The following is a 17,970-nucleotide window of genomic DNA, read 5'->3' on the forward strand; positions in this document are numbered from 1 at the left end:
TGTCAGCGGAACATGTCAGGGTAGCGCTGGCGGATGTGGTCGAACACCGACGAATGGATCGGCGCGGCCCATTCGAGACCGAACCCGCGGCTGTTGGACCAGCGGATGATGCCCTCGATCGGGGCAAAGCCCGGCAGGTTCAGCCAGACGCGATCACCTTCGTGGGTCTTGGTCAGCGTTTCGGCGCGGCACCCGGTGCGGGAAAGATCGCGGACCAGCACCTTGAAGGCGGTGCGTCCCGGCTTGCGCAGATCGGCATCGATCGCCACCGGCGCACGCATCGCGATCCGCCGGTCGGCGGGCGATGCGAAGGGCGAGATGCGCTCATTCATCACGGGATTGCGTGTATCCAGAAGCTCCTGACTTACGTGATGCGGTACACCGCAATATTTAACAAATCGCGACTCTCAGCCCGGCGATTTTGCCGCCAGCATCGCATCTATCCGGACCAGCTTCTCGCGCGGCGCATCGGCACGTGCGGCCGCGATTTCGGCAGCATCGATCTGTTGCCAGTCACGAAAAGTCGCGATGTCGAGCCCGCGTGCCGCGATCAGCTCGTCGAGCCCGCTGCGCCCGCGCCGGTTCGACCCGGCCGCATCGCTCCCGCCGGTGTCTGCGACAATGCGCTCGGCGATCCTGACGCCATCGGGCTTGTTGGTGCCGATGGTGCCGGACGGGCCGCGCCGCGCCCAGCCGACGCAGTAGAGCCCGGGCAGGATCAGGCCGTCGGCATTGGCAAAACGGCCGCGCCCATGCTCATAAGGCACGCCGGGGATCGACGGCGTCTGGTACCCGATGCAGGCGACGATCAGTCCGGCAGGGATGGCGTAACGTTCCCCGGTGCCGACCGACCGCAACTGCTCGTCCAGCACCGTGCGTTCGACGATCACCCGTTCGGCCCGGCCATCGCCTTCGATTGCGACCGGCATCGCATAGAAATCGAACTCGATGGTCTGCGGCCGTGCCACCGGGTTGGCGGCAAAGTCGCGCAGGTGGCCAACCGACTTGCGCATCCCAGGCTCCAGCAGCGCATCCTCCTCGATCGGCGGCAGGTCGAGCGGGTCGACCCTCGGCGCGGCGCGCGCCAGATGCGCCAGCTCGCCCAGCTCCTTGGGGGTCATCGCAATCTGGTGCGGTCCGCGGCGGCCGAGCAGGGTGATGGTGCGGATGCTGCTGTCGGGCAGGGCGTGATAGGCATGGCCGACGATGTCCGACCCGGCGAATTCCTCCGGCGTCTTGGCGAGGATGCGTGCGACATCGAGCGCGACATTGCCGTTGCCGATGATCGCTGCGGCGGTCGTGTCCAGCCGGGGGTCGAGATCGGCATGGTCGGGATGGCCATTGTACCAGCCGACAAAGGCGGCGCTGCCGACCACGCCGGGCAGGTCGGCGCCGGGAATGTCGAGCGGTCGGTCGTTGGGCGCGCCGGTTGCCAGCACCACCGCGTCGTAAAGCTGCATCAGTTCCTCGATGGACACATCGACGCCGACCGTCATGTTGCCGACGAAGCGGACATCGTCGCGCAGCGCCACCGCCTCATAGCGGCGCGACACCGCCTTTATCGACTGGTGGTCCGGCGCGACACCGGTGCGGATCAGGCCGAATGGCACGGGCAACCGGTCGATGATGTCGATTCTGACGCGGCCTTCCAGCAGCTTGGTCAGCGCCTCGGCAGTGTAATAGCCGGCAGGTCCTGATCCGACGATGGCGACGTGGCGCATGGCATTCTCCTTCCGCGCGGCCGTCTGAAGCGGGGTGCGCCGTGCAGCCTTGCCGGCCATGCTAGCGTCCCGCCGCGCCGACGCAAGTTATGGTCCCGCATCGGCTTGACTTGCCCCGGCACCCGCCCTAATTGCGCCGCCTCATTGCCCCGTCGTCTAAAGGTAAGACTACGGATTCTGATTCCGTCTATCGAGGTTCGAATCCTCGCGGGGCATCCACTTCCACATCATTTGTAGATGGTTCGGCGCGGACGTGTCAGGCGCGGTTGCGCCAGACCTCAGCCCCGCCGAGGGCCCTTTTCGATGCCTGACAGGATGCCGCGCATCATCTGCACTTCCTTGGCGCTCCAGCCCGGCTTGGTCAGCAGCGTGCGGATGTTGCGCAGGGTCACCGTCTTGCGGCTGGCGGGGCGGAAATAGTCGATCCGCTCGAGCATCGCGTTGGTCGCATTCACCAGCCCCTCCAGGTCCGCCTGCGGCGCAGGCGGGTCGAGATCGGCGAGCGGTGGTTGCGCAAGGGCACGCCCTTTCGACCATTCGTAGGCGGCGATGATCACCGCCTGGGCAAGGTTGAGCGAGCCGAAGTCGGGGTTGATCGGAATGGTCAATATGGCGCGGGCCAGCGCCACATCGTCCGAATCGAGCCCGGATCGCTCGGGGCCGAACACCAGCGCCGACTTGCCGGCCTCGGCGTGGATCGCCGTTGCCGCGGCCTCAGGGTCGAGCACCGGCTTGATGAGATCGCGCCGGCGCACCGTGGTCGCAAAAATCTGCGCGCAATCGGCCACCGCCTCGGCCAGCGTGTCGAACACGCGGGCGTTGGCCAGCACCACGTCCGCGCCGGATGCGGCCGGCCCGGCGTCGGGGTTGGGCCAGCCATCGCGCGGGGCGACCAGGCGCAGGTCGGTCAGGCCGAAGTTGAGCATGGCCCGCGCCGACTTGCCGATATTCTCGCCCAGCTGCGGGCGAACCAGGACTATTGCCGGGGGTGGCGCAGGGAGCGGGGCGGTGACTGCCGCCGTCAGACTGTTCACTCGCCGCCAACCTCTCGGACGCTGGCGGCGAATTCCGCAAAGTCGCGGGCTTCGGCGAAGTCCTTGTATACGCTGGCGAAACGAATGTAGGCGACGCTGTCGAGCGATTTCAGCGCGGTCATCACCCGGGCGCCGATCTCGCCAGTGGCCACTTCGGCGTCGCCCTGCGTCTCCAGATCGCGCTGGATGGCGGACACCAGCCGGTCGATGCGCGCCGGGTCGATGGGGCGCTTGCGACAGGCGATTGTCACCGATCGCAGCAGCTTGTCCCGGTCGAACGGCTCCCTGAGCCCGCCCGATTTGACCACCGTCACCTCGCGCAGCTGGATGCGTTCGAATGTCGTGAAGCGCGCGCCGCAATTTTCGCACTGGCGCCGACGACGAATAGCCGCCCCGTCTTCGGCGGGGCGGCTATCCTTGACCTGGCTGTCTTCGTGTCCGCAGCTCGGGCACTTCATCCGGTCTTTTTGTCCTCGCGATTGGCGACATAGCCTGCACCCATCAGCGCGCCGAGCACCGGGCCGACGATCGGTACGGCAATTGAGGCGACCGCGCCGATAGCGGCGCCGGCCACCACCTTGCTGCGGTTTTCGGGCTCGAGCGCAGCCTTGCCGATGCGGGCGGTTTCGTCGATCGCCCAATCGGCGGTCTCGACCAGCTTGTCGATCACGCTCTTGTCGCCGCTCGGGCTGGTGCCTTCTTCGCGGAATTCCGAATCCTGATTATGTGCCATTGCCTTATGTTCCTTTGCCATCTGACGAGCTCCGAATCCCTTGCCGTGTTACTGATATAGCACAGTGAGCACGAATTACTAGGGGTAGATCGGAAACCGCTCGCACAGCGCCCGAACCCGCGCCCTTACATCGGCTTCAACCGCCGGGTCGCCATGCTCGCCCTTGGCGGACAGGGCATCGAGCACATCGGCCACCATGTCGCCGATAGCCTCGAACTCGGCGATGCCGAACCCGCGCGTCGTCCCCGCCGGAGAACCGACGCGGATGCCGCTGGTCTTGACCGGCGGCAGCGGATCGAAGGGGATGCCATTCTTGTTGCAGGTGATGCCGGCCCGTTCCAGTGCCTCATCCGCATCGCGGCCGGTGACGCCGAGCGGGGTCAGGTCAATGAGCGCCAGATGCGTGTCGGTTCCGCCCGAGACGATCTCCGCGCCGCGCGCCTTCAGCCGCGCTGCCAGCGCCTGCGCATTGGCGATCACCGCCTTCGAATAATCCTTGAATTCCGGCCGCAGCGCCTCGCCGAACGCCACCGCCTTCGCAGCGATGACATGCATAAGCGGGCCGCCCTGCAATCCGGGGAACACCGCCGAATTGATCCGCTTGGCCAGCGCCTCGTCGTTGGTCAGGATCATGCCGCCGCGCGGGCCGCGCAGCGTCTTGTGCGTGGTCGTCGTAGCGATATGCGCGTGGGGGAAGGGGGAGGGGTGGACACCCGCTGCCACCAGCCCGGCGAAATGCGCCATATCGACCATGAACAGCGCGCCGACGTCGTCGGCAATCGCACGGAAGCGGGCGAAATCGATGATGCGCGGGTAAGCCGAGCCACCGGCAATGATCAGTTGCGGCTTGTGCTCGCGAGCCAGCGCCTCGACCTGGTCATAGTCGATGAGATGGTCATCACGCCGCACGCCATATTGCACGGCATTGAACCATTTGCCCGACATCGCCGGTGCCGCGCCGTGGGTGAGGTGCCCGCCGGCGTCGAGGCTCATGCCCAAGATGGTCGCGCCCGGCTTGGTCAGCGCCAGCATCACCGCGCCATTGGCCTGCGCGCCCGAATGCGGCTGGACATTGGCAAAGCCGCAGCCGAACAGCGCCTTGGCCCGCTCGATCGCCAGCCTTTCCACGGTGTCGGACGGCGCGCAGCCCTGATAATAGCGGCGGCCGGGATAGCCTTCGGCATATTTGTTCGTGAACACCGATCCCTGCGCCTCGAGCACGGCCTTGGAGACGATGTTTTCGGAGGCGATCAGCTCGATCTGATACTGCTCGCGGTCCAGCTCGGCCGCCATCGCCTCGGCGACGGCGGTATCGACGGCGGCAACGCCATCGCTGAAGAAACCGGCGGAGCGGATCGCGGGGCGCTTTTCGAGGGTGTCGGTGGTCATCACTGGCTCCGGGAGGGTCAACAGGCGGGGGAAGACAGCTTGCCGACGCGCCGTTCATGGCGGCCGCCGGCAAAACCGGTGGAAAGAAACGCAGTTACGCAGGCCTTGGCCATGTCGATGCCGGTCAGGCGGGCACCGATGGCGACGACGTTCGCGTCATTATGCTCGCGGGCGAGTGCGGCGGACAGCGGCTCGGACACCAGTGCGCAGCGGCAGGCGGGATTGCGGTTGACCGCGATGGAAATGCCGATGCCCGATCCGCACAGCGCCACGCCGCGCTCCGCGTCGCCGGAAGCGACCGCGGCAGCCAGCTTATAGCCATAATCAGGATAATCGACGCTGGTCTCGTCATGCGGCCCCAGATCGTCGACCGCATGCCCATCCTCGCGCAGCCACTCGACCAGCGCGGCTTTCAGGGCAAGCGCTGCATGGTCGGAAGCTATGGCGATACGCATGGTGGCGGCAGGTCTCCTTGCGCCCGCCCCTTAGGGGAGGATGGCCGCAAATGCCAGCAAGTTTGACGGCGGGGCTGGTAACCTTTTGTTTACCGCACGGTGCGAAGGCCGGACCATGCTGATCTTCGCCCTCAAGACCCTAGGCAACGCCACCGTCCCGCTGGCGATAGCCCTGTTGGCCCACTTCGCCGGCTGAGCCAATGTGCGCCCCTGCGCAGGCAGAGCCCCATCACCGGCCCTCAAACGACAGAACCGCCGTTCGCACAAACCGCGACTTCCGGTGATGGACCCCCGCTTTCGCGGGGGAACACAAATGGGTAAGCGGTCACAATGAACTTCATCCTCTCCACACTGATGCTCGCCGGCCTCGGCCTGATCGGCGGAGCCATAGTCCTCGCCCGCCGCGGCGACCGCAAAAAGGCGCTGCTGATGGTCATCGCCGCGCTGGTGATGTTCGCCAATGTCGCACTGCTGGTCGTGCCGCTGGCGGATGGGCGGACGCCGGCAGAGGTGGCGAGACAATGATCCTCGGAATCGACTTGGATAAGGTCGATAGGGTCACTTTCTACAAGCGCGATGAGCTCACGACCGACCTGATCTGCTGTCGTGTTGAATGCCGGCAACAAACCCTGCACTTCCATGAAGAAATGCCTGAGTGGTCCGACATGCTTCTCAAATTGAGTAAGCTGCCGGATTTCAAAAGCGACTGGTCCACCTCGGTCTCGCAGCCAGCGTTTGCTGTGTGCGAGACCGTTGCGTACATTCGGAGTTAGCTCACCGGATCGGTGAATTGGGCGACAGCCGCATGTCGAGATAGTTGTCCACCGACTTCATCAACTGCTCTAGCTCATGCTCGAAGAAGTGGTTGGCCTTGGGAATCTCGTCGTGATGGATGGTGATGCCCTTTTGCGTGCGCAGCTTTTCCACAAGCTTCACAACCGACGCAGAGGTGACGATCTCGTCGCCGGTGCCGTTGACGATGATGCCGGACGAGGGGCAGGGCGCCAGGAAGGTGAAGTCATACATGTTGGCTGGCGGCGCGACCGAGATGAAGCCGCGGATTTCCGGGCGGCGCATCAGCAACTGCATGCCGATCCACGCACCGAAGCTGAACCCCGCGACCCAGGTGGTCTGCGCCTCGGGATGGATGCTCTGCACCCAGTCGAGGGCGGATGCGGCATCGCTTAGCTCGCCGATGCCATTGTCGAACACGCCCTGGCTGCGGCCGACGCCGCGGAAATTGAAGCGCAGCGTTGCAAAGCCGCGGCGGACGAAGGTCTTGTAGAGCGCCTGGGTGATGCGGTCGTTCATCGTGCCTCCGCCCTGCGGGTGCGGATGCAGGATCAGCGCGACCGGCGCACGCGGGCGCGGCGGCGGGGAGAAGCGGCCCTCGAGGCGACCTTCGGGTCCGGGGAAGATGACGTCGGGCATGGCGAGGCGCTTTCAAAACAGATGAGGGACTCGCGGGGTGGCGAGGCAAGGGCAGGGCCTATATAGGCTTGGGTTGCATTCCGCAACTTTTGCGAATCACTCGCAACAATGGCGCTGCGAAGTGCGATATGCGCGATGATGAGGAAGTTCCCCACCCCGTGATCTACCTCGACTATCAAGCCACCACCCCCCTCGCACCCGAGGCAAGGGACGCGATGCTGCCTTGGCTGGGCGGTCCGGACAGCGCCATTGGTTCGGAGGCCGGTTTCGCCAACCCCTCGAGCCAGTATCGCGCCGGCCGCGCCGCTTCGGTGGCGGTGGAAATGGCCCGTGACGCTGTCGCCGCGCTGCTCCCCACCGGCGGCCAAGTCTATTTCACCAGTGGCGCGACCGAAGCGCTCAACTGGGCGCTGTTCTGCGGCGCACGGATCAAGCCAGGCGGCATCGCCGGTTCGGCGATAGAACATGCCGCGGCGCTGCAATGCCTCGATACCTTGGGCGCAGCCACCATCCCCGTCGATGAAAACGGGCTGGTCGGTGCGCCCGATCCGGCAGCGATCCCGGAAAACGGCATCGTCGCCCTCATGCTGGTCAACAATGAGGTCGGCACCATCCAGCCGGTCGAGCAATGGGCCGAAGCCGCGCATGCCCGTGGCAGCCTGCTGCTGTGCGACGCGGTGCAAGGTTACGGCCGCATCGCCATCCCCTCGAACGCCGACATGATCGCCATCACCGCGCACAAGATTCACGGGCCCAAGGGCATCGGCGCGCTGTGGATCCGCGACGGCATCGATCTGCCGCCGCTCCTGCTCGGAGGCGGACAGGAAATGGGTCTGCGCTCGGGCACGGTCTCACCGGCGCTGGTTGCCGGCTTCGGCGCCGCCGCCAGGCTCGCTGCAGAGCGGATGGATGCCGACGCCGCGCATGTCGGCCGGCTGTGGGCCTTGGCGATGGACGCTCTGCCCGGCTGGACCGTCAACGGTTCTACCGCGCAACGCTACCGCGGCAACCTCAACATCCGCCGGGAAGGCGTCAACGCCACCCGGCTTCTGTCGGATGCCCGCCAGCTCGCTTTCAGTCTCGGCAGCGCCTGCGGCAGCGGGTCGGGCCGCACCAGCCATGTGCTGCGGGCGATGCAGATCGGCGAAGCCGAGGCCCGCAGTTCGCTGCGGCTCGGCTGGGGGCGCTACACAACGGAGGCCGACTTGCGCAGCGGCCTCGCCATGCTCAATGAAGCGCTGGCCTTGCAGGGGATAGACCCATGATCCGAGTGACCTTCATTCACGCCGACGGCAAGGGCCGCACCGACGCCTCGGGTGAGGCGCAGCAAACGCTGCTCGCGGTCGCCCAGGCGGCCGGCATGCCGCTCGAGGGAACGTGCGAGGGCCAGATGGCCTGTTCCACCTGCCATGTCATCGTCGATCCCGCCGATTTTGCCCGTCTGCCCTGCGCCAGCGAGGCGGAGGAGGACATGCTCGATCTTGCGGCCGGCGCTTGCCGCACCAGCCGCCTCGCCTGCCAGATCAGCCTTGGCGAGCTGCCCGACGGCATAACCGTCACCATCCCGCCCGAAAGCCGCGACATGCAGGGGCTGTGAGGTTCAGCGCGCAGCCTTGGTAGCGATCCCCGTCAATCGCGCATCGAGGCGTTGGGCGACCCGCTTTCCGCGCTCGCGCCAGGGCTTTTCGATCCAGCGGTAGCTGAGCATGGAACAGCCGATGACGACCAGCAGGAACAGGATGAGGATCGCGTCCGACAGACCCGGATAGGTCACGATGCCTGTGGCATCATGCGCGACTGGGCCCAGCCCAATGCCCTCGACACCGAATTTGGGCGCGAGCGCTACAGCGGACAGAAGGCACACCGCCAGCAGGGCGTGCACCATGTAGATCGAATAGGACAGCTCCCCCAGCCGTTGCCCGATACCCCGTCGCAGCAGGCGCGACACGCCGCCGGCCTCATAGGCGAACAGCAGCACGGTCGCGGCGAACAGGGGTATGACCAGTATCCCGTAATCGGCGGGCAGGTAGCTGACAGCGATCAGGACAAGGACAAGCATTGCCGCTTCGAGGGCGGTGGCAAAAGGCACGGTGAGGTCCGGAACCTCGGTCCAGAGCGCATGGATGAAGACACCGGTGACGAAACCGGCGAAACAGCGGGCCAAAGCGATGTCATGCGTCGCCTTCATGCCATCGGCGCCGGCGATCAGCAGCACGATCGCGGCTGCAACACCTGCGGCAAGCAGGAGCATCCAGCCGCGCCGCCCGGCGATGCCGAAGCAGGCTGCAAACAGCGCATAGGCGGCCAGTTCGGCGCTGATGCTCCACGCCGGGATGTTCCAAGTTGCCAGCGGAACGAATCCCCACGCCTGTATCAGCAGGATATTGGCTGGCAGCCATCGCAGGTCGGCGGATCCGGCAAACGCCGGCTGCCCCGTATCGATTCCGGCGGCATTGGCTGCTGCCAAAGCCGCCTGATAGCCGATGAAGCCGATCAGCAGGACGAGATGCAATGGCCACAGGCGACCGATCCGGCGGACCAGAAAGCCCCAGCCTCGCCGCCCATCGGCCGCGATCGAGTCGCGGGCAGCGTGCGCGATGACGAAGCCGGACAGGACAAAGAAAAAGTCGACGAATCGGTAGCTCGTGGTCGCGATCATCAGCGACGAATAGACGCCCGACGTCTTGAGGTGACCGGCCGCCACCATCAGGGCGCAAATGCCACGCCAGCTGTCGAGCGCCACGAAATGATTTCGCGGCACAATGTGTTCCCGAGACGACGGGCCCCGAGCGCCCGTCGAGCGCGAGTGTATGGTGTAAGATCAGTATGGACAACGGCAAATATATGACGCGCAACGAAAATCCGGTCGGGTCAGGGCGCCGTATGCAGGGTGAAGGGGCGCAATGGCTTGCCCAGCGCCTCGATCAGCCGCTCTTCGATGCGCCGGCGGCTCTCCGCCGCGATCAGCTTGCGGCCAGGGAAGTCGGCAGGGCTGAAGGGTTCGAGGAAGGTCATCACCAGGCGGAAACTTCCTGGGCGTGACAAGATGCGCAAGGCATTGTTGGCGCCACTTTCGACGCCGACCCAGCCGATGTCCTCGGCGACCGCCCCATAGTCGAGATGGACCGGCTGGACCAATACGCCCGGTGGCGGCGGCTCCAGCACTTTCAGCATCGAGGTCTTGAATGGCAGCAAGGATTGGCCGTCGGTCGTCGTGCCTTCCGGGAAGACCGTTACCGACCAATTGTCCGCCAGCGCATCGCGCAACTGGTTGATCTGTTCGGCCACATTCAGCTTGTCCTCACGCTTGACGAAGACCGTGCGGTTCAGGCTGCACAGCCAGCCGACCAAGGGCGCGTCGGCGAGTTCGGCCTTGGCGACGAAGGCGGTTCCACTAGCGCCGCCCATCGCCAGAATGTCGATCCAGCTGATATGGTTGGCGATGAAGAAGACGTCGCGGTGCAAGGGTGTGCCGACAACGGTCACCCGCGCGCCGCAGGCACGAGCGGCGTTGCCGAGGAAGAGCTTAGGCCAGGGCGAGCCGATCCGCAGCATTGTCCACAGATAATGGAGCGGGACGCAGATCAGCAGGAGCAGCGCCAACATCAGGACGCGTGCAATGAGGCGCAGCCAGCCGCCGATGCTCAACTGCACCGGTGCACCCTGCGCGGCGTCAGTCCTTGCGGCCGATGGCGACACCGTAGAGTTCCATGCGATGATCGACGAGACGGAAGCCGAGCCGCTCGGCAATCTGCTTCTGCAGGGCTTCGAGCTCCGGATCCACGAATTCGATGACCTTGCCGGTCTCGACGTCGATGAGATGATCGTGATGCGCTTCGGGAGCGGCTTCGTACCGGGAGCGCCCGTCGCCGAAATCATGCCGGTCGAGGATTCCGGCTTCTTCGAACAAGCGGACGGTGCGGTATACGGTGGCGATGGAAATGCCGCTGTCGATCGCTGCTGCACGGCTATGCAGCGTCTCGACGTCGGGGTGATCGTCGGACTCCCCGATGACCCGCGCAATCACGCGCCGCTGCTCGGTAATCCGAAGTCCCTTTTCAGCGCATAGCGCCTCGATATCGATTTTCTGCGGCATGCGTGTCCATGAAATGAAGGGCCTTGGGCCGGTATAAGGGGTGGGCCACAGGGGAGCAAGGTTGCACAATTTTGCACGGGCAGACAAAAAAGCCCCGGGCGGACAGCCCGGGGCTCTGATGCCTTTACTAGAGGCAAATGTCGCGCTCAGCGCTTGCCTGGCTTGCGGCCGCCGCCACGGCCCTTGGTGCCAAGACCGATCTGCTTCGCCAGACTGCGGCGCTGCTCGGCATAGTTGGGGGCAACCATCGGATAGTCTGCCGGGAGACCCCACTTGGTGCGATAATCATCGGGTGTCATGCCATAATGCGTCATCAGGTGGCGCTTGAGCATTTTCAGCTTCTTGCCGTCTTCGAGACACACGATGTAATCGGGCTTGATCGACGAGCGAACAGATACCGCCGGGACGAGCTTCTCTTCGACCTGCACAGGGGCTCCGCCAAGCCCGGCCAGCGACGAATAGACGCTCGAGATGAGAGCCGGCAATTCGCCGGCCGATACGCTGTTGTTGCTGACATGCGCGGACACGATGTCGGCCGTCAGCGTCGCAAGAAATTCCTGCGATTCGTTGATTTCTGCCATAGCTTGGGTTTCCCGAGATGATGTTTCGAACATGGTCAGCGCGACAAAAGTAAAGTTGCCATGGACCGACCTGGGGCGGCATTACGCTTCACGACCGCAAGTCGCAAGACAATATTTGCACGGTCAGTGTCAGTAGGCTCAGCGCCGCAATGGACATTCCATCGTCACAGCGTCGCGTAAGATGCCGTCCCCTCCACGATAGTAGGCTTTGCGAATTGCAACATCCGTAAAGGCAAATCTTTCGTAAACTGTACGCGCCGGATTGTCGCTGCGCATTTCAAGAAAGGCGCGCTCGACGCCGTGTGCCCGTGCCCTCTCTAACCAGTGCGAGATCAAGCACGACGCAATTCCTTTTCTTTGCCGTAACGGGTCTACCCCAAGCAACAAGAGTTCGCTTTCGTCACCGACTGTTCGTTGGATTGAAAAACCGGCCAAAGCGGGCTCCCCGCCCTCGTCGGCGGACAACGATGCCGTGGTGATCGCGTAGCCCGGCAATGCCAGCACCGAAAGGCACTGCGCCTTGGTCCACGCCTCGCCGTAACGCGGATCGAAAGCAGCGGCGATAATCTGTTCGATCCGCGGCAGACTTTCCGCACCTGCCAGTTGGACTGTAATGAGCGCTTCGTTTTTCATGAAACAGCTATTTTTGCATCGGGCGCGCGACCGTACAGCGGTGTCGCGGTATCGAGCAGCGCCGCCGAGGGAAGGTCCATGGCGTCGCGCGCATCGACTTCGGAGGCGATCGCCAGACCGAACCCGCGTCGTGCGACCAGTTCAGTGGCGCGGACGCCGGCAACATGCGCCGCTGATGTTGCTGCTGCGGCGTCTTCAGGGGTGAGCGAGCGGGCGGTGAGCGGGCCATGCCACACGAACCACTCGCCATGCCCGCCATCGACGACCACGGCCAGGTCATCGTTGCCTGCGAGGCGACACGCCTGCACGGCGAGCAAGGCAAGGCTGTCGAAGCCAATCAGCTCTGCCTGCCAGGCAAATGCCAGGGCGCGCGCTGCTGCTATGCCTATGCGGATCCCGGTAAAGCTCCCCGGCCCGCATCCGACCAGCACACGGTCTGCCATGCCCCCGTCAGGCAGCGCGGCGATAGCAGGAATGAGGTGTTCGGCGTGGCCGCGGCCGACGTCACGATGATCGAAGGCGATTAATTCCACGCCCTCGAACAAAGCGATCGTCAAAATGGTCGACGACGTATCGATGACTAACGTTCGCAAGTGCCAGGATCAGTCGATGCGGTTGAACCGGTCGAAGTCGGGGCGCGGCGAGCGGTCGAAGATGCTCGCCGGATCACCATAGCCCAGCGTCGAAATGAAGTTCGCTTTCACGCTTGGCGTGTCGGCGAAGAAGGCGGCGTTGACGGCGTCGGGATTGAACCCGGACATAGGGCCGGTATCGAGTCCGAGTGCGCGGGCTGCCAGGATGAAGTAGGCGCCTTGCAGGCTGGAGTTCCGAAAGGCCGTGCTCTCGATCAGCGCATCATTGCCAACGAACCAGCTTCGCGCGTCGGTGTGCGGGAACAGCTCTGGCAGCGACTCGTAGAATTCGAGATCCATGCCGATGACGACGCTGACCGGCGCTTTGCGGATCTTGTCACCATTGGCAGGCATGGCGCAATTGGCCAGCTTTTCTTTCGCCGCATCGCTGGTGCACCAGACCAACCGGGCCGGCAGGCAGTTGGCGGAAGTCGGCCCCATCTTCATCAGCTCCCATATGGCGTGGAGCTGGTCGGTCGAAACCGGCCGATCGGTGTAGCCGTTATAGGTACGCGCGGTGCGGAACAGTTGATCGAGCGCTTCGGCAGCAAGCGGCTGGCTCATGGGGGTCTCCAGGCTGATGGATCGACGGGGTCAGACGGCGTGAACCGCCGTCACTTCGGGCACATAATGCTTGAGCAGCGATTCGATGCCGTGCTTGAGCGTGGCTGACGACGACGGGCAGCCGGCGCAGGCGCCCTGCATCACCAGATAGACATTGCCCTTGTCGAACCCGCGAAAGCGGATGTCCCCGCCATCGTTGGCAACGGCCGGGCGAATGCGCGTCTCGATAAGATCCTTGATCTGGTCGACGATGTCGGCATCGGCCGGATCGACCGGCAGCTCGTCGACGTCTGGCCCTTCGGGCGGCACGGCGATTCCCGCTGCACTCGGCTCGCGCAGCAAGGGCATGTCCGCGGTGAAGTGGTCGAGCAGGATCGCGGCAACATCGGCCTGCAGCATCATCCACTCGGCACCCGGCGCCGCGGTTACCGCGATGAAATCCCGTCCGAAATGGACGCCGGTGACGTCGCCGAGCGCGAACAGGGCTTCGGCCAACGGGGAGGCTATGGCCGCTTCAGGCGATGCAAAGTCGCGGCTGCCGCTGGCCATGACAATGCGGCCGGGCAGGAATTTGCGGGTCGCGGGATTGGGAGTCAGTTCGGTTTCGATGAGCATGCCGCGCATGTGGGGCGCACGGCCATTGCTTGCAAGCGATGATTGCAAAGCGAAACGAGCGCCGTGCGTACAGGTGCCCGGCCTTGTGTCAGTCCAGCACGCGGGATCCAGACGGCCACGCGTCCCCGGACGTGCATTTCCCGAGATTAGCACTTAAAGGCGCGCGCATGACTTCCGCGCCCAGAACCTACCATGTCAAATCCTTCGGCTGCCAGATGAACGTCTATGACGGGGAGCGCATGGCCGAGCTGATGGCGGGCGAAGGCATGGTGGCCACCGACCGTGCCGATGACGCCGATCTGGTGATCCTCAACACCTGTCACATCCGCGAAAAGGCGACGGAAAAAGTCTATTCGGACGTGGGGCGATTGCGCAAGCGTGACGACGGCACCCAGCCGATGATCGCCGTTGCCGGCTGCGTTGCCCAGGCCGAGGGCGCGGAAATTGCGCGGCGCGCCAAAGTGGATGTCGTGGTCGGTCCGCAGGCCTACCATCGGTTGCCGGAGCTGGTGCGGGCCGCTCAAGGCGGGCGGTTGGCGCTGGATACCGACATGCCGGTCATGTCGAAATTCGACGTGCTGCCGACGCGGCGCAAGGTCGCACCGTCTGCATTCCTTACAGTGCAAGAAGGGTGCGACCAATTCTGCACCTATTGCGTGGTCCCTTACACCCGCGGCGCCGAGGTCAGCCGCCCGTTTGCCGCGATCATGGATGAAGCGCGCGCGTTGATCGACGCAGGCGCCAAGGAAATCACCCTGCTGGGCCAGAATGTGAACGCGTGGACCGGCGAGGACGGCAAGGGCAGGGCGGTCGGGCTCGATGGGCTGATCCGCGCGCTCGACGGGTTGCCGGGGTTGGCGCGCATCCGCTACACCACCAGCCACCCCAATGACATGACCGACGGGCTGATTGCGGCACATGGCGATGTCGAGAAGCTGATGCCGTTCCTGCACCTGCCGGTGCAGGCGGGCAATGATCGCGTCCTCAAGGCCATGAACCGCAGCCACAGCCGCGAATCCTATCTGCGCTTGCTCGACCGCGTCCGCGCCGTGCGGCCGGACATCGCCTTGTCCGGCGATTTCATCGTCGGCTTTCCGGGTGAGGGCGAGGCGGAATTCGCCGATACGCTGAGCCTGGTCGATGCGGTCGGCTATGCGCAGGCATTCAGTTTCAAATATTCCCCGCGGCCCGGCACCCCTGCTGCAACCATGGACGACCAGATTGCGGCCGACGTCATGGATGAACGCCTGCAACGGCTTCAGTCAGCCTTGGCCCGTGACCAGCTTGCCTTCAATCGGGCGAGCGTCGGCCGGCGATGTGCCGTGCTGCTGGAACGCGACGGCAAGTTGCCGGGCCAGCTTCTGGGCAAATCGCCATGGCTGCAGTCCGTGCATGTGATCGGCGATGCCGCCATCGGGGATGTGGTGACGGTCGATCTTGTCGATGCGGGCCCGGTCAGCCTGAAGGGCGCGCTGGTTTAGGCGCTGCCATCTTCTCCGGTCGGGCAAGGCCAATCAATGCCCGCGCAACCCTGCGCGATTGCGTCACCAAGCTGAGCATTACGAAACCCGTTGCCCACAAGCCGGTTTAGCTGCCACATTCCCTCGCGCATAGGCACCGATTCCCGGCCCGCCCGAAAGGACCCAATGAGCCGAAAGCCCGTCCCCGCCCGCACCGGTGACCGTAGCCGTACCGAAATGAGTTTCGACCGGCCGCAACTCCTCTCCCAACTGTTCGGCCAGTATGATCAGAATCTGGTGGCAATAGAGAATCGCCTGGGCGTATTCATCACGGCGCGGGGTGATCGGATCGGCCTTGAAGGCAGCGCGGAAAGCGTTGCGCAGGCCCGCGACGTCATAGGCGAACTGTACCGCCGCATCCAGCGCGGCGAGGAACTCGACATGGGGTTGATTGATGCCGTGATCGCCATGTCGACCGAGCCGACGCTCGAAGGCATCGTCCGCCGCGAGGATGCGGACAGCGCGCCGCCGATCATGATCCGGACACGCAAGAAGACTATCGTCCCGCGCAGCGCAACACAGACCGCTTACATGCAGAGCCTTGCGCGTGACGACATCATCTTCGCGCTCGGCCCCGCAGGCACCGGCAAAACCTATGTCGCGGTCGCGCAAGCGGTCAGCCAGTTGATCGCCGGCAGTGTGCAGCGGCTCATCCTCTCCCGCCCGGCGGTGGAAGCGGGCGAAAAGCTCGGTTTCCTGCCCGGCGACATGAAGGACAAGGTCGACCCTTACCTGCGGCCCCTCTACGATGCGCTGAACGATTGCCTGCCCGCCGAACAGGTGGAGCGACGCATCGCGGCGGGGGAAATCGAAGTCGCACCCCTCGCCTTCATGCGCGGCCGTACGCTGGCAGATGCCTTCATCATCCTCGACGAGGCGCAGAATACCACCATCCCGCAGATGAAGATGTTCCTGACGCGCTTCGGCATGAACAGCCGGATGGTGGTGTGCGGCGATCCCAAGCAGGTCGATCTGCCGCTGCCTGCGTCGTCCGGGCTTGCCGACGCAGTGAGCAGGCTGGAGGGTGTCGAGGGGATGAGCGTAGTGCGGTTCAGCGCTGCCGACGTTGTCCGCCACCCGATCGTCGGCCGTATCGTCGAAGCCTATGAGGGACCCGATGCTTGACGTGGCGGTCACCGCGGAGGCGGGTTGGAAGGAAGCGCTCGGCGACGATCCTGAGCGATTATGCACGCGCGCCGTGCTCGCAGCGCTGGGCGTCACGCCGTTTGCCGGTCTGGCCGATGACGGATCGTGCGTGGAGGTTTCGGTTCGGCTGACCGACGACGCCGAAGTGCATGCGCTCAACCTGCAATGGCGTGGCAAGGACAAGCCGACCAACGTCTTGTCCTTCCCCATGGTCCAGCCCGACCTGATCGGCGTGATCGGCAATGCCGACGATGGCGAACTCCTGCTCGGTGACCTGGTGCTGGCGCGCGAAACCTGTGTCGCGGAGGCGGCCGAGAAGGGTGTGGCGGCATCCGAACATTGCAGCCACCTTGTCGTTCACGGGGTGCTGCATCTATTGGGCCATGACCATATCGACGATTCCGAGGCCGAGGCCATGGAAGATTTGGAGCGCGCCGCCATGGCCGAATTGGGCTATGGCGACCCCTATCGCATATCAGGAGACAGTTGAGTCATGGCCAGCAATGGTCCCAAATCGGAGGGCGACAGTAGCCGTTTCTGGAACGGTTTGAAGGGGCTGTTGTTCGGCGGCGCGAGCGAGCCGACCCTGCGTGAGCAGATCGAGGAAGTCATCGACGAGGCCGAGGAAGAGGAGGTGAGCCATCCGGGCCATGCCGGCGCTTCGGACATGTCGTCGATCGAACGGGAAATGCTGCGCAACATGCTGCAGTTCGGCGATCGCACCGCAGACGACGTCGCCGTGCCGCGCGGGGACATCATTGCCATCGACGATCAGGCGACGTTCGAACAGGCGGTGGCGCTGTTCGCCGAAGCCGATCACAGCCGCCTTCCGGTCTATCGCGGCAAGCTCGACGAAGTAGTCGGCATGCTGCACGTCAAGGATGTGTTCGGCATCCTCGCGCGCGGCGAAAAGCCGCCGGCCTCGCTCAACAGCCTGCTGCGCCAGCCGCTCTATGTGCCGCAATCGATGAGCGCGATGGAATTGCTGGCCGACATGCAAGCCAAGCGCACGCACCTGGCGATCGTGCTCGACGAATATGGGCAGACCGATGGCCTCGTCACGATCGAGGATCTGGTCGAGGAAATCGTCGGCGAGATCGAGGATGAGCATGACGACGAGCCGGAGGAATTGCTGGTAGCCGCAGGCGATGGGTGCTGGCTGGGCGACGCGCGAATCGAGTTGGAGGATTTGGCTGAGCGGCTCGATCCCCGGCTGGCGGAGGTCGATGAAGATGTCGACACCCTGGGCGGCCTGACCTTCGCTCTGGCGGGCAAGGTTCCTGCGGTCGGCGAACGCATGGTCCATGACAGTGGCTGGACCATCGAGGTGGTGGAGGCAGATGAACGGCGGGTGGCCCGCGTTCGCCTCATCGCGCCCGTGCGCGACGACGTGGCAGCGGTGGGGGCGGGTTGAGTGTTT

General features: G+C 64.5%; 25 protein-coding genes and 1 tRNA gene. 10 read left to right on the plus strand and 16 right to left on the minus strand.

The window, feature by feature from the left end:
• Positions 1-2 precede the first annotated feature (2 nt).
• Together AC0QC4_RS06870 and AC0QC4_RS06875 are read right to left on the minus strand one after the other, a co-directional pair.
• Entirely contained in the window at positions 3-332 is a 330-nt protein-coding gene (locus AC0QC4_RS06870) for a PilZ domain-containing protein (RefSeq protein ID WP_483658990.1), read from the minus strand.
• Between the two features lie 75 nt (positions 333-407).
• Positions 408-1,721 (minus strand): FAD-dependent oxidoreductase, encoded by a 1,314-nt coding sequence (locus tag AC0QC4_RS06875; RefSeq protein ID WP_483658991.1) that lies wholly within the window; start codon positions 1,719-1,721, stop codon positions 408-410.
• Positions 1,722-1,866: 145 nt separating this feature from the next.
• On the opposite strand from AC0QC4_RS06875, the gene AC0QC4_RS06880 reads away from it, so the two are divergent.
• A tRNA-Gln gene (locus tag AC0QC4_RS06880) sits at positions 1,867-1,940 on the plus strand.
• A 59-nt stretch (positions 1,941-1,999) separates the two neighbouring features.
• On the opposite strand, the gene AC0QC4_RS06885 is transcribed toward AC0QC4_RS06880, so the two are convergent.
• From AC0QC4_RS06885 to rpiB, 5 genes are all read right to left on the minus strand, one after another.
• The gene (locus tag AC0QC4_RS06885; RefSeq protein WP_483658992.1) at positions 2,000-2,755 is read right to left on the minus strand and encodes an RNA methyltransferase; all 756 of its coding nucleotides are present in this window, start codon (positions 2,753-2,755) and stop codon (positions 2,000-2,002) included.
• Entirely contained in the window at positions 2,752-3,213 is a 462-nt protein-coding gene (gene nrdR, locus AC0QC4_RS06890; RefSeq protein ID WP_483658993.1) for a transcriptional regulator NrdR, read from the minus strand. The genes AC0QC4_RS06885 and nrdR overlap by 4 nt, the downstream gene beginning before the upstream one ends.
• Positions 3,210-3,488: a hypothetical protein gene (locus AC0QC4_RS06895; RefSeq protein ID WP_483658994.1), complete on the minus strand. Its 279-nt coding sequence runs from the start codon at positions 3,486-3,488 to the stop codon at positions 3,210-3,212. Before AC0QC4_RS06895 ends, nrdR begins: the two co-directional genes overlap by 4 nt.
• A gap of 78 nt (positions 3,489-3,566) precedes the next feature.
• On the minus strand, positions 3,567-4,877 hold the full coding sequence (gene glyA / locus AC0QC4_RS06900; protein WP_483658995.1) for a serine hydroxymethyltransferase: 1,311 nt from the start codon (positions 4,875-4,877) through the stop codon (positions 3,567-3,569).
• A 17-nt stretch (positions 4,878-4,894) separates the two neighbouring features.
• Positions 4,895-5,332: a ribose 5-phosphate isomerase B gene (gene rpiB / locus AC0QC4_RS06905; protein ID WP_483658996.1), complete on the minus strand. Its 438-nt coding sequence runs from the start codon at positions 5,330-5,332 to the stop codon at positions 4,895-4,897.
• 40 nt (positions 5,333-5,372) lie between these two features.
• Between rpiB and AC0QC4_RS06910 the strand changes: the two genes are divergently transcribed.
• The 3 genes from AC0QC4_RS06910 to AC0QC4_RS06920 all read left to right on the plus strand — a co-directional run bounded on the left by AC0QC4_RS06910 (position 5,373) and on the right by AC0QC4_RS06920 (position 6,105).
• Positions 5,373-5,528: a hypothetical protein gene (locus tag AC0QC4_RS06910; protein WP_483658997.1), complete on the plus strand. Its 156-nt coding sequence runs from the start codon at positions 5,373-5,375 to the stop codon at positions 5,526-5,528.
• 134 nt (positions 5,529-5,662) lie between these two features.
• A complete protein-coding gene (locus tag AC0QC4_RS06915; RefSeq protein WP_483658998.1) occupies positions 5,663-5,857 on the plus strand; it encodes a hypothetical protein in 195 nt (64 codons plus the stop codon).
• Positions 5,854-6,105 carry a hypothetical protein gene (locus AC0QC4_RS06920; protein ID WP_483658999.1) on the plus strand — a complete coding sequence of 84 codons (252 nt, stop codon included), beginning with the start codon at positions 5,854-5,856 and terminating at the stop codon, positions 6,103-6,105. Before AC0QC4_RS06915 ends, AC0QC4_RS06920 begins: the two co-directional genes overlap by 4 nt.
• A 1-nt stretch (position 6,106) precedes the next feature.
• Here the strand turns inward: AC0QC4_RS06920 and AC0QC4_RS06925 are convergent, their stop codons facing one another.
• Positions 6,107-6,763 (minus strand): alpha/beta hydrolase, encoded by a 657-nt coding sequence (locus tag AC0QC4_RS06925; RefSeq protein ID WP_483659000.1) that lies wholly within the window; start codon positions 6,761-6,763, stop codon positions 6,107-6,109.
• A gap of 158 nt (positions 6,764-6,921) precedes the next feature.
• Here AC0QC4_RS06925 and AC0QC4_RS06930 point away from each other — a divergent pair, with 158 nt between their 5' ends.
• Both AC0QC4_RS06930 and AC0QC4_RS06935 read left to right on the plus strand, forming a co-directional pair.
• Complete coding sequence (locus AC0QC4_RS06930) at positions 6,922-8,028, plus strand: cysteine desulfurase family protein (protein WP_483659348.1); 1,107 nt, start codon at positions 6,922-6,924, stop codon at positions 8,026-8,028.
• On the plus strand, positions 8,025-8,360 hold the full coding sequence (locus AC0QC4_RS06935; protein ID WP_483659001.1) for a 2Fe-2S iron-sulfur cluster-binding protein: 336 nt from the start codon (positions 8,025-8,027) through the stop codon (positions 8,358-8,360). Before AC0QC4_RS06930 ends, AC0QC4_RS06935 begins: the two co-directional genes overlap by 4 nt.
• A 3-nt stretch (positions 8,361-8,363) precedes the next feature.
• Here the strand turns inward: AC0QC4_RS06935 and AC0QC4_RS06940 are convergent, their stop codons facing one another.
• The 8 genes from AC0QC4_RS06940 to AC0QC4_RS06975 all read right to left on the minus strand — a co-directional run bounded on the left by AC0QC4_RS06940 (position 8,364) and on the right by AC0QC4_RS06975 (position 13,884).
• Positions 8,364-9,524, minus strand: coding sequence for an acyltransferase family protein (locus tag AC0QC4_RS06940; RefSeq protein ID WP_483659002.1), 1,161 nt, complete (start codon positions 9,522-9,524; stop codon positions 8,364-8,366).
• Positions 9,525-9,634: 110 nt separating this feature from the next.
• Positions 9,635-10,369: a lysophospholipid acyltransferase family protein gene (locus AC0QC4_RS06945; RefSeq protein WP_483659003.1), complete on the minus strand. Its 735-nt coding sequence runs from the start codon at positions 10,367-10,369 to the stop codon at positions 9,635-9,637.
• A gap of 67 nt (positions 10,370-10,436) precedes the next feature.
• Complete coding sequence (locus tag AC0QC4_RS06950) at positions 10,437-10,859, minus strand: Fur family transcriptional regulator (protein WP_483659004.1); 423 nt, start codon at positions 10,857-10,859, stop codon at positions 10,437-10,439.
• A gap of 146 nt (positions 10,860-11,005) precedes the next feature.
• The gene (locus AC0QC4_RS06955; RefSeq protein ID WP_483659005.1) at positions 11,006-11,440 is read right to left on the minus strand and encodes a Ros/MucR family transcriptional regulator; all 435 of its coding nucleotides are present in this window, start codon (positions 11,438-11,440) and stop codon (positions 11,006-11,008) included.
• A gap of 138 nt (positions 11,441-11,578) precedes the next feature.
• Positions 11,579-12,073 carry a GNAT family N-acetyltransferase gene (locus tag AC0QC4_RS06960; RefSeq protein WP_483659006.1) on the minus strand — a complete coding sequence of 165 codons (495 nt, stop codon included), beginning with the start codon at positions 12,071-12,073 and terminating at the stop codon, positions 11,579-11,581.
• Positions 12,070-12,666 (minus strand): tRNA (adenosine(37)-N6)-threonylcarbamoyltransferase complex dimerization subunit type 1 TsaB, encoded by a 597-nt coding sequence (gene tsaB / locus AC0QC4_RS06965; protein ID WP_483659007.1) that lies wholly within the window; start codon positions 12,664-12,666, stop codon positions 12,070-12,072. The genes AC0QC4_RS06960 and tsaB overlap by 4 nt, the downstream gene beginning before the upstream one ends.
• Before the next feature lie 9 nt (positions 12,667-12,675).
• A complete protein-coding gene (locus AC0QC4_RS06970; RefSeq protein WP_483659008.1) occupies positions 12,676-13,269 on the minus strand; it encodes a malonic semialdehyde reductase in 594 nt (197 codons plus the stop codon).
• A 30-nt stretch (positions 13,270-13,299) separates the two neighbouring features.
• Positions 13,300-13,884 carry a NifU family protein gene (locus AC0QC4_RS06975; protein ID WP_483659009.1) on the minus strand — a complete coding sequence of 195 codons (585 nt, stop codon included), beginning with the start codon at positions 13,882-13,884 and terminating at the stop codon, positions 13,300-13,302.
• Positions 13,885-14,051: 167 nt separating this feature from the next.
• Here AC0QC4_RS06975 and miaB point away from each other — a divergent pair, with 167 nt between their 5' ends.
• From miaB to AC0QC4_RS06995, 4 genes are all read left to right on the plus strand, one after another.
• Complete coding sequence (gene miaB, locus AC0QC4_RS06980; protein ID WP_483659010.1) at positions 14,052-15,365, plus strand: tRNA (N6-isopentenyl adenosine(37)-C2)-methylthiotransferase MiaB; 1,314 nt, start codon at positions 14,052-14,054, stop codon at positions 15,363-15,365.
• 165 nt (positions 15,366-15,530) lie between these two features.
• On the plus strand, positions 15,531-16,529 hold the full coding sequence (locus AC0QC4_RS06985) for a PhoH family protein (protein ID WP_483659011.1): 999 nt from the start codon (positions 15,531-15,533) through the stop codon (positions 16,527-16,529).
• Positions 16,522-17,040 carry an rRNA maturation RNase YbeY gene (gene ybeY / locus AC0QC4_RS06990; RefSeq protein WP_483659012.1) on the plus strand — a complete coding sequence of 173 codons (519 nt, stop codon included), beginning with the start codon at positions 16,522-16,524 and terminating at the stop codon, positions 17,038-17,040. Before AC0QC4_RS06985 ends, ybeY begins: the two co-directional genes overlap by 8 nt.
• A gap of 3 nt (positions 17,041-17,043) precedes the next feature.
• On the plus strand, positions 17,044-17,964 hold the full coding sequence (locus tag AC0QC4_RS06995) for a hemolysin family protein (protein ID WP_483659013.1): 921 nt from the start codon (positions 17,044-17,046) through the stop codon (positions 17,962-17,964).
• Positions 17,965-17,970 lie beyond the last annotated feature (6 nt).

This window comes from Sphingomonas sp. jy18 (assembly GCF_056931895.1).

Excerpts from the sequence above, each read along its gene's own strand:
- AC0QC4_RS06955 (WP_483659005.1), bottom strand. The coding sequence starts at position 11,440 with ATGGCAGAAATCAACGAATCGCAGGAATTTCTTGCGACGCTGACGGCC.
- AC0QC4_RS06870 (WP_483658990.1), bottom strand. The coding sequence starts at position 332 with ATGAATGAGCGCATCTCGCCCTTCGCATCGCCCGCCGACCGGCGGATC.
- AC0QC4_RS06915 (WP_483658998.1), top strand. The coding sequence starts at position 5,663 with ATGAACTTCATCCTCTCCACACTGATGCTCGCCGGCCTCGGCCTGATC.
- AC0QC4_RS06995 (WP_483659013.1), top strand. The coding sequence starts at position 17,044 with ATGGCCAGCAATGGTCCCAAATCGGAGGGCGACAGTAGCCGTTTCTGG.
- AC0QC4_RS06925 (WP_483659000.1), bottom strand. The coding sequence starts at position 6,763 with ATGCCCGACGTCATCTTCCCCGGACCCGAAGGTCGCCTCGAGGGCCGC.
- nrdR (WP_483658993.1), bottom strand. The coding sequence starts at position 3,213 with ATGAAGTGCCCGAGCTGCGGACACGAAGACAGCCAGGTCAAGGATAGC.
- AC0QC4_RS06975 (WP_483659009.1), bottom strand. The coding sequence starts at position 13,884 with ATGCTCATCGAAACCGAACTGACTCCCAATCCCGCGACCCGCAAATTC.
- AC0QC4_RS06935 (WP_483659001.1), top strand. The coding sequence starts at position 8,025 with ATGATCCGAGTGACCTTCATTCACGCCGACGGCAAGGGCCGCACCGAC.
- ybeY (WP_483659012.1), top strand. The coding sequence starts at position 16,522 with ATGCTTGACGTGGCGGTCACCGCGGAGGCGGGTTGGAAGGAAGCGCTC.
- AC0QC4_RS06875 (WP_483658991.1), bottom strand. The coding sequence starts at position 1,721 with ATGCGCCACGTCGCCATCGTCGGATCAGGACCTGCCGGCTATTACACT.
- AC0QC4_RS06950 (WP_483659004.1), bottom strand. The coding sequence starts at position 10,859 with ATGCCGCAGAAAATCGATATCGAGGCGCTATGCGCTGAAAAGGGACTT.
- AC0QC4_RS06960 (WP_483659006.1), bottom strand. The coding sequence starts at position 12,073 with ATGAAAAACGAAGCGCTCATTACAGTCCAACTGGCAGGTGCGGAAAGT.
- AC0QC4_RS06920 (WP_483658999.1), top strand. The coding sequence starts at position 5,854 with ATGATCCTCGGAATCGACTTGGATAAGGTCGATAGGGTCACTTTCTAC.
- rpiB (WP_483658996.1), bottom strand. The coding sequence starts at position 5,332 with ATGCGTATCGCCATAGCTTCCGACCATGCAGCGCTTGCCCTGAAAGCC.
- miaB (WP_483659010.1), top strand. The coding sequence starts at position 14,052 with ATGACTTCCGCGCCCAGAACCTACCATGTCAAATCCTTCGGCTGCCAG.
- AC0QC4_RS06970 (WP_483659008.1), bottom strand. The coding sequence starts at position 13,269 with ATGAGCCAGCCGCTTGCTGCCGAAGCGCTCGATCAACTGTTCCGCACC.
- AC0QC4_RS06985 (WP_483659011.1), top strand. The coding sequence starts at position 15,531 with ATGAGCCGAAAGCCCGTCCCCGCCCGCACCGGTGACCGTAGCCGTACC.
- AC0QC4_RS06910 (WP_483658997.1), top strand. The coding sequence starts at position 5,373 with ATGGCCGCAAATGCCAGCAAGTTTGACGGCGGGGCTGGTAACCTTTTG.
- AC0QC4_RS06945 (WP_483659003.1), bottom strand. The coding sequence starts at position 10,369 with ATGTTGGCGCTGCTCCTGCTGATCTGCGTCCCGCTCCATTATCTGTGG.
- AC0QC4_RS06895 (WP_483658994.1), bottom strand. The coding sequence starts at position 3,488 with ATGGCACATAATCAGGATTCGGAATTCCGCGAAGAAGGCACCAGCCCG.
- glyA (WP_483658995.1), bottom strand. The coding sequence starts at position 4,877 with ATGACCACCGACACCCTCGAAAAGCGCCCCGCGATCCGCTCCGCCGGT.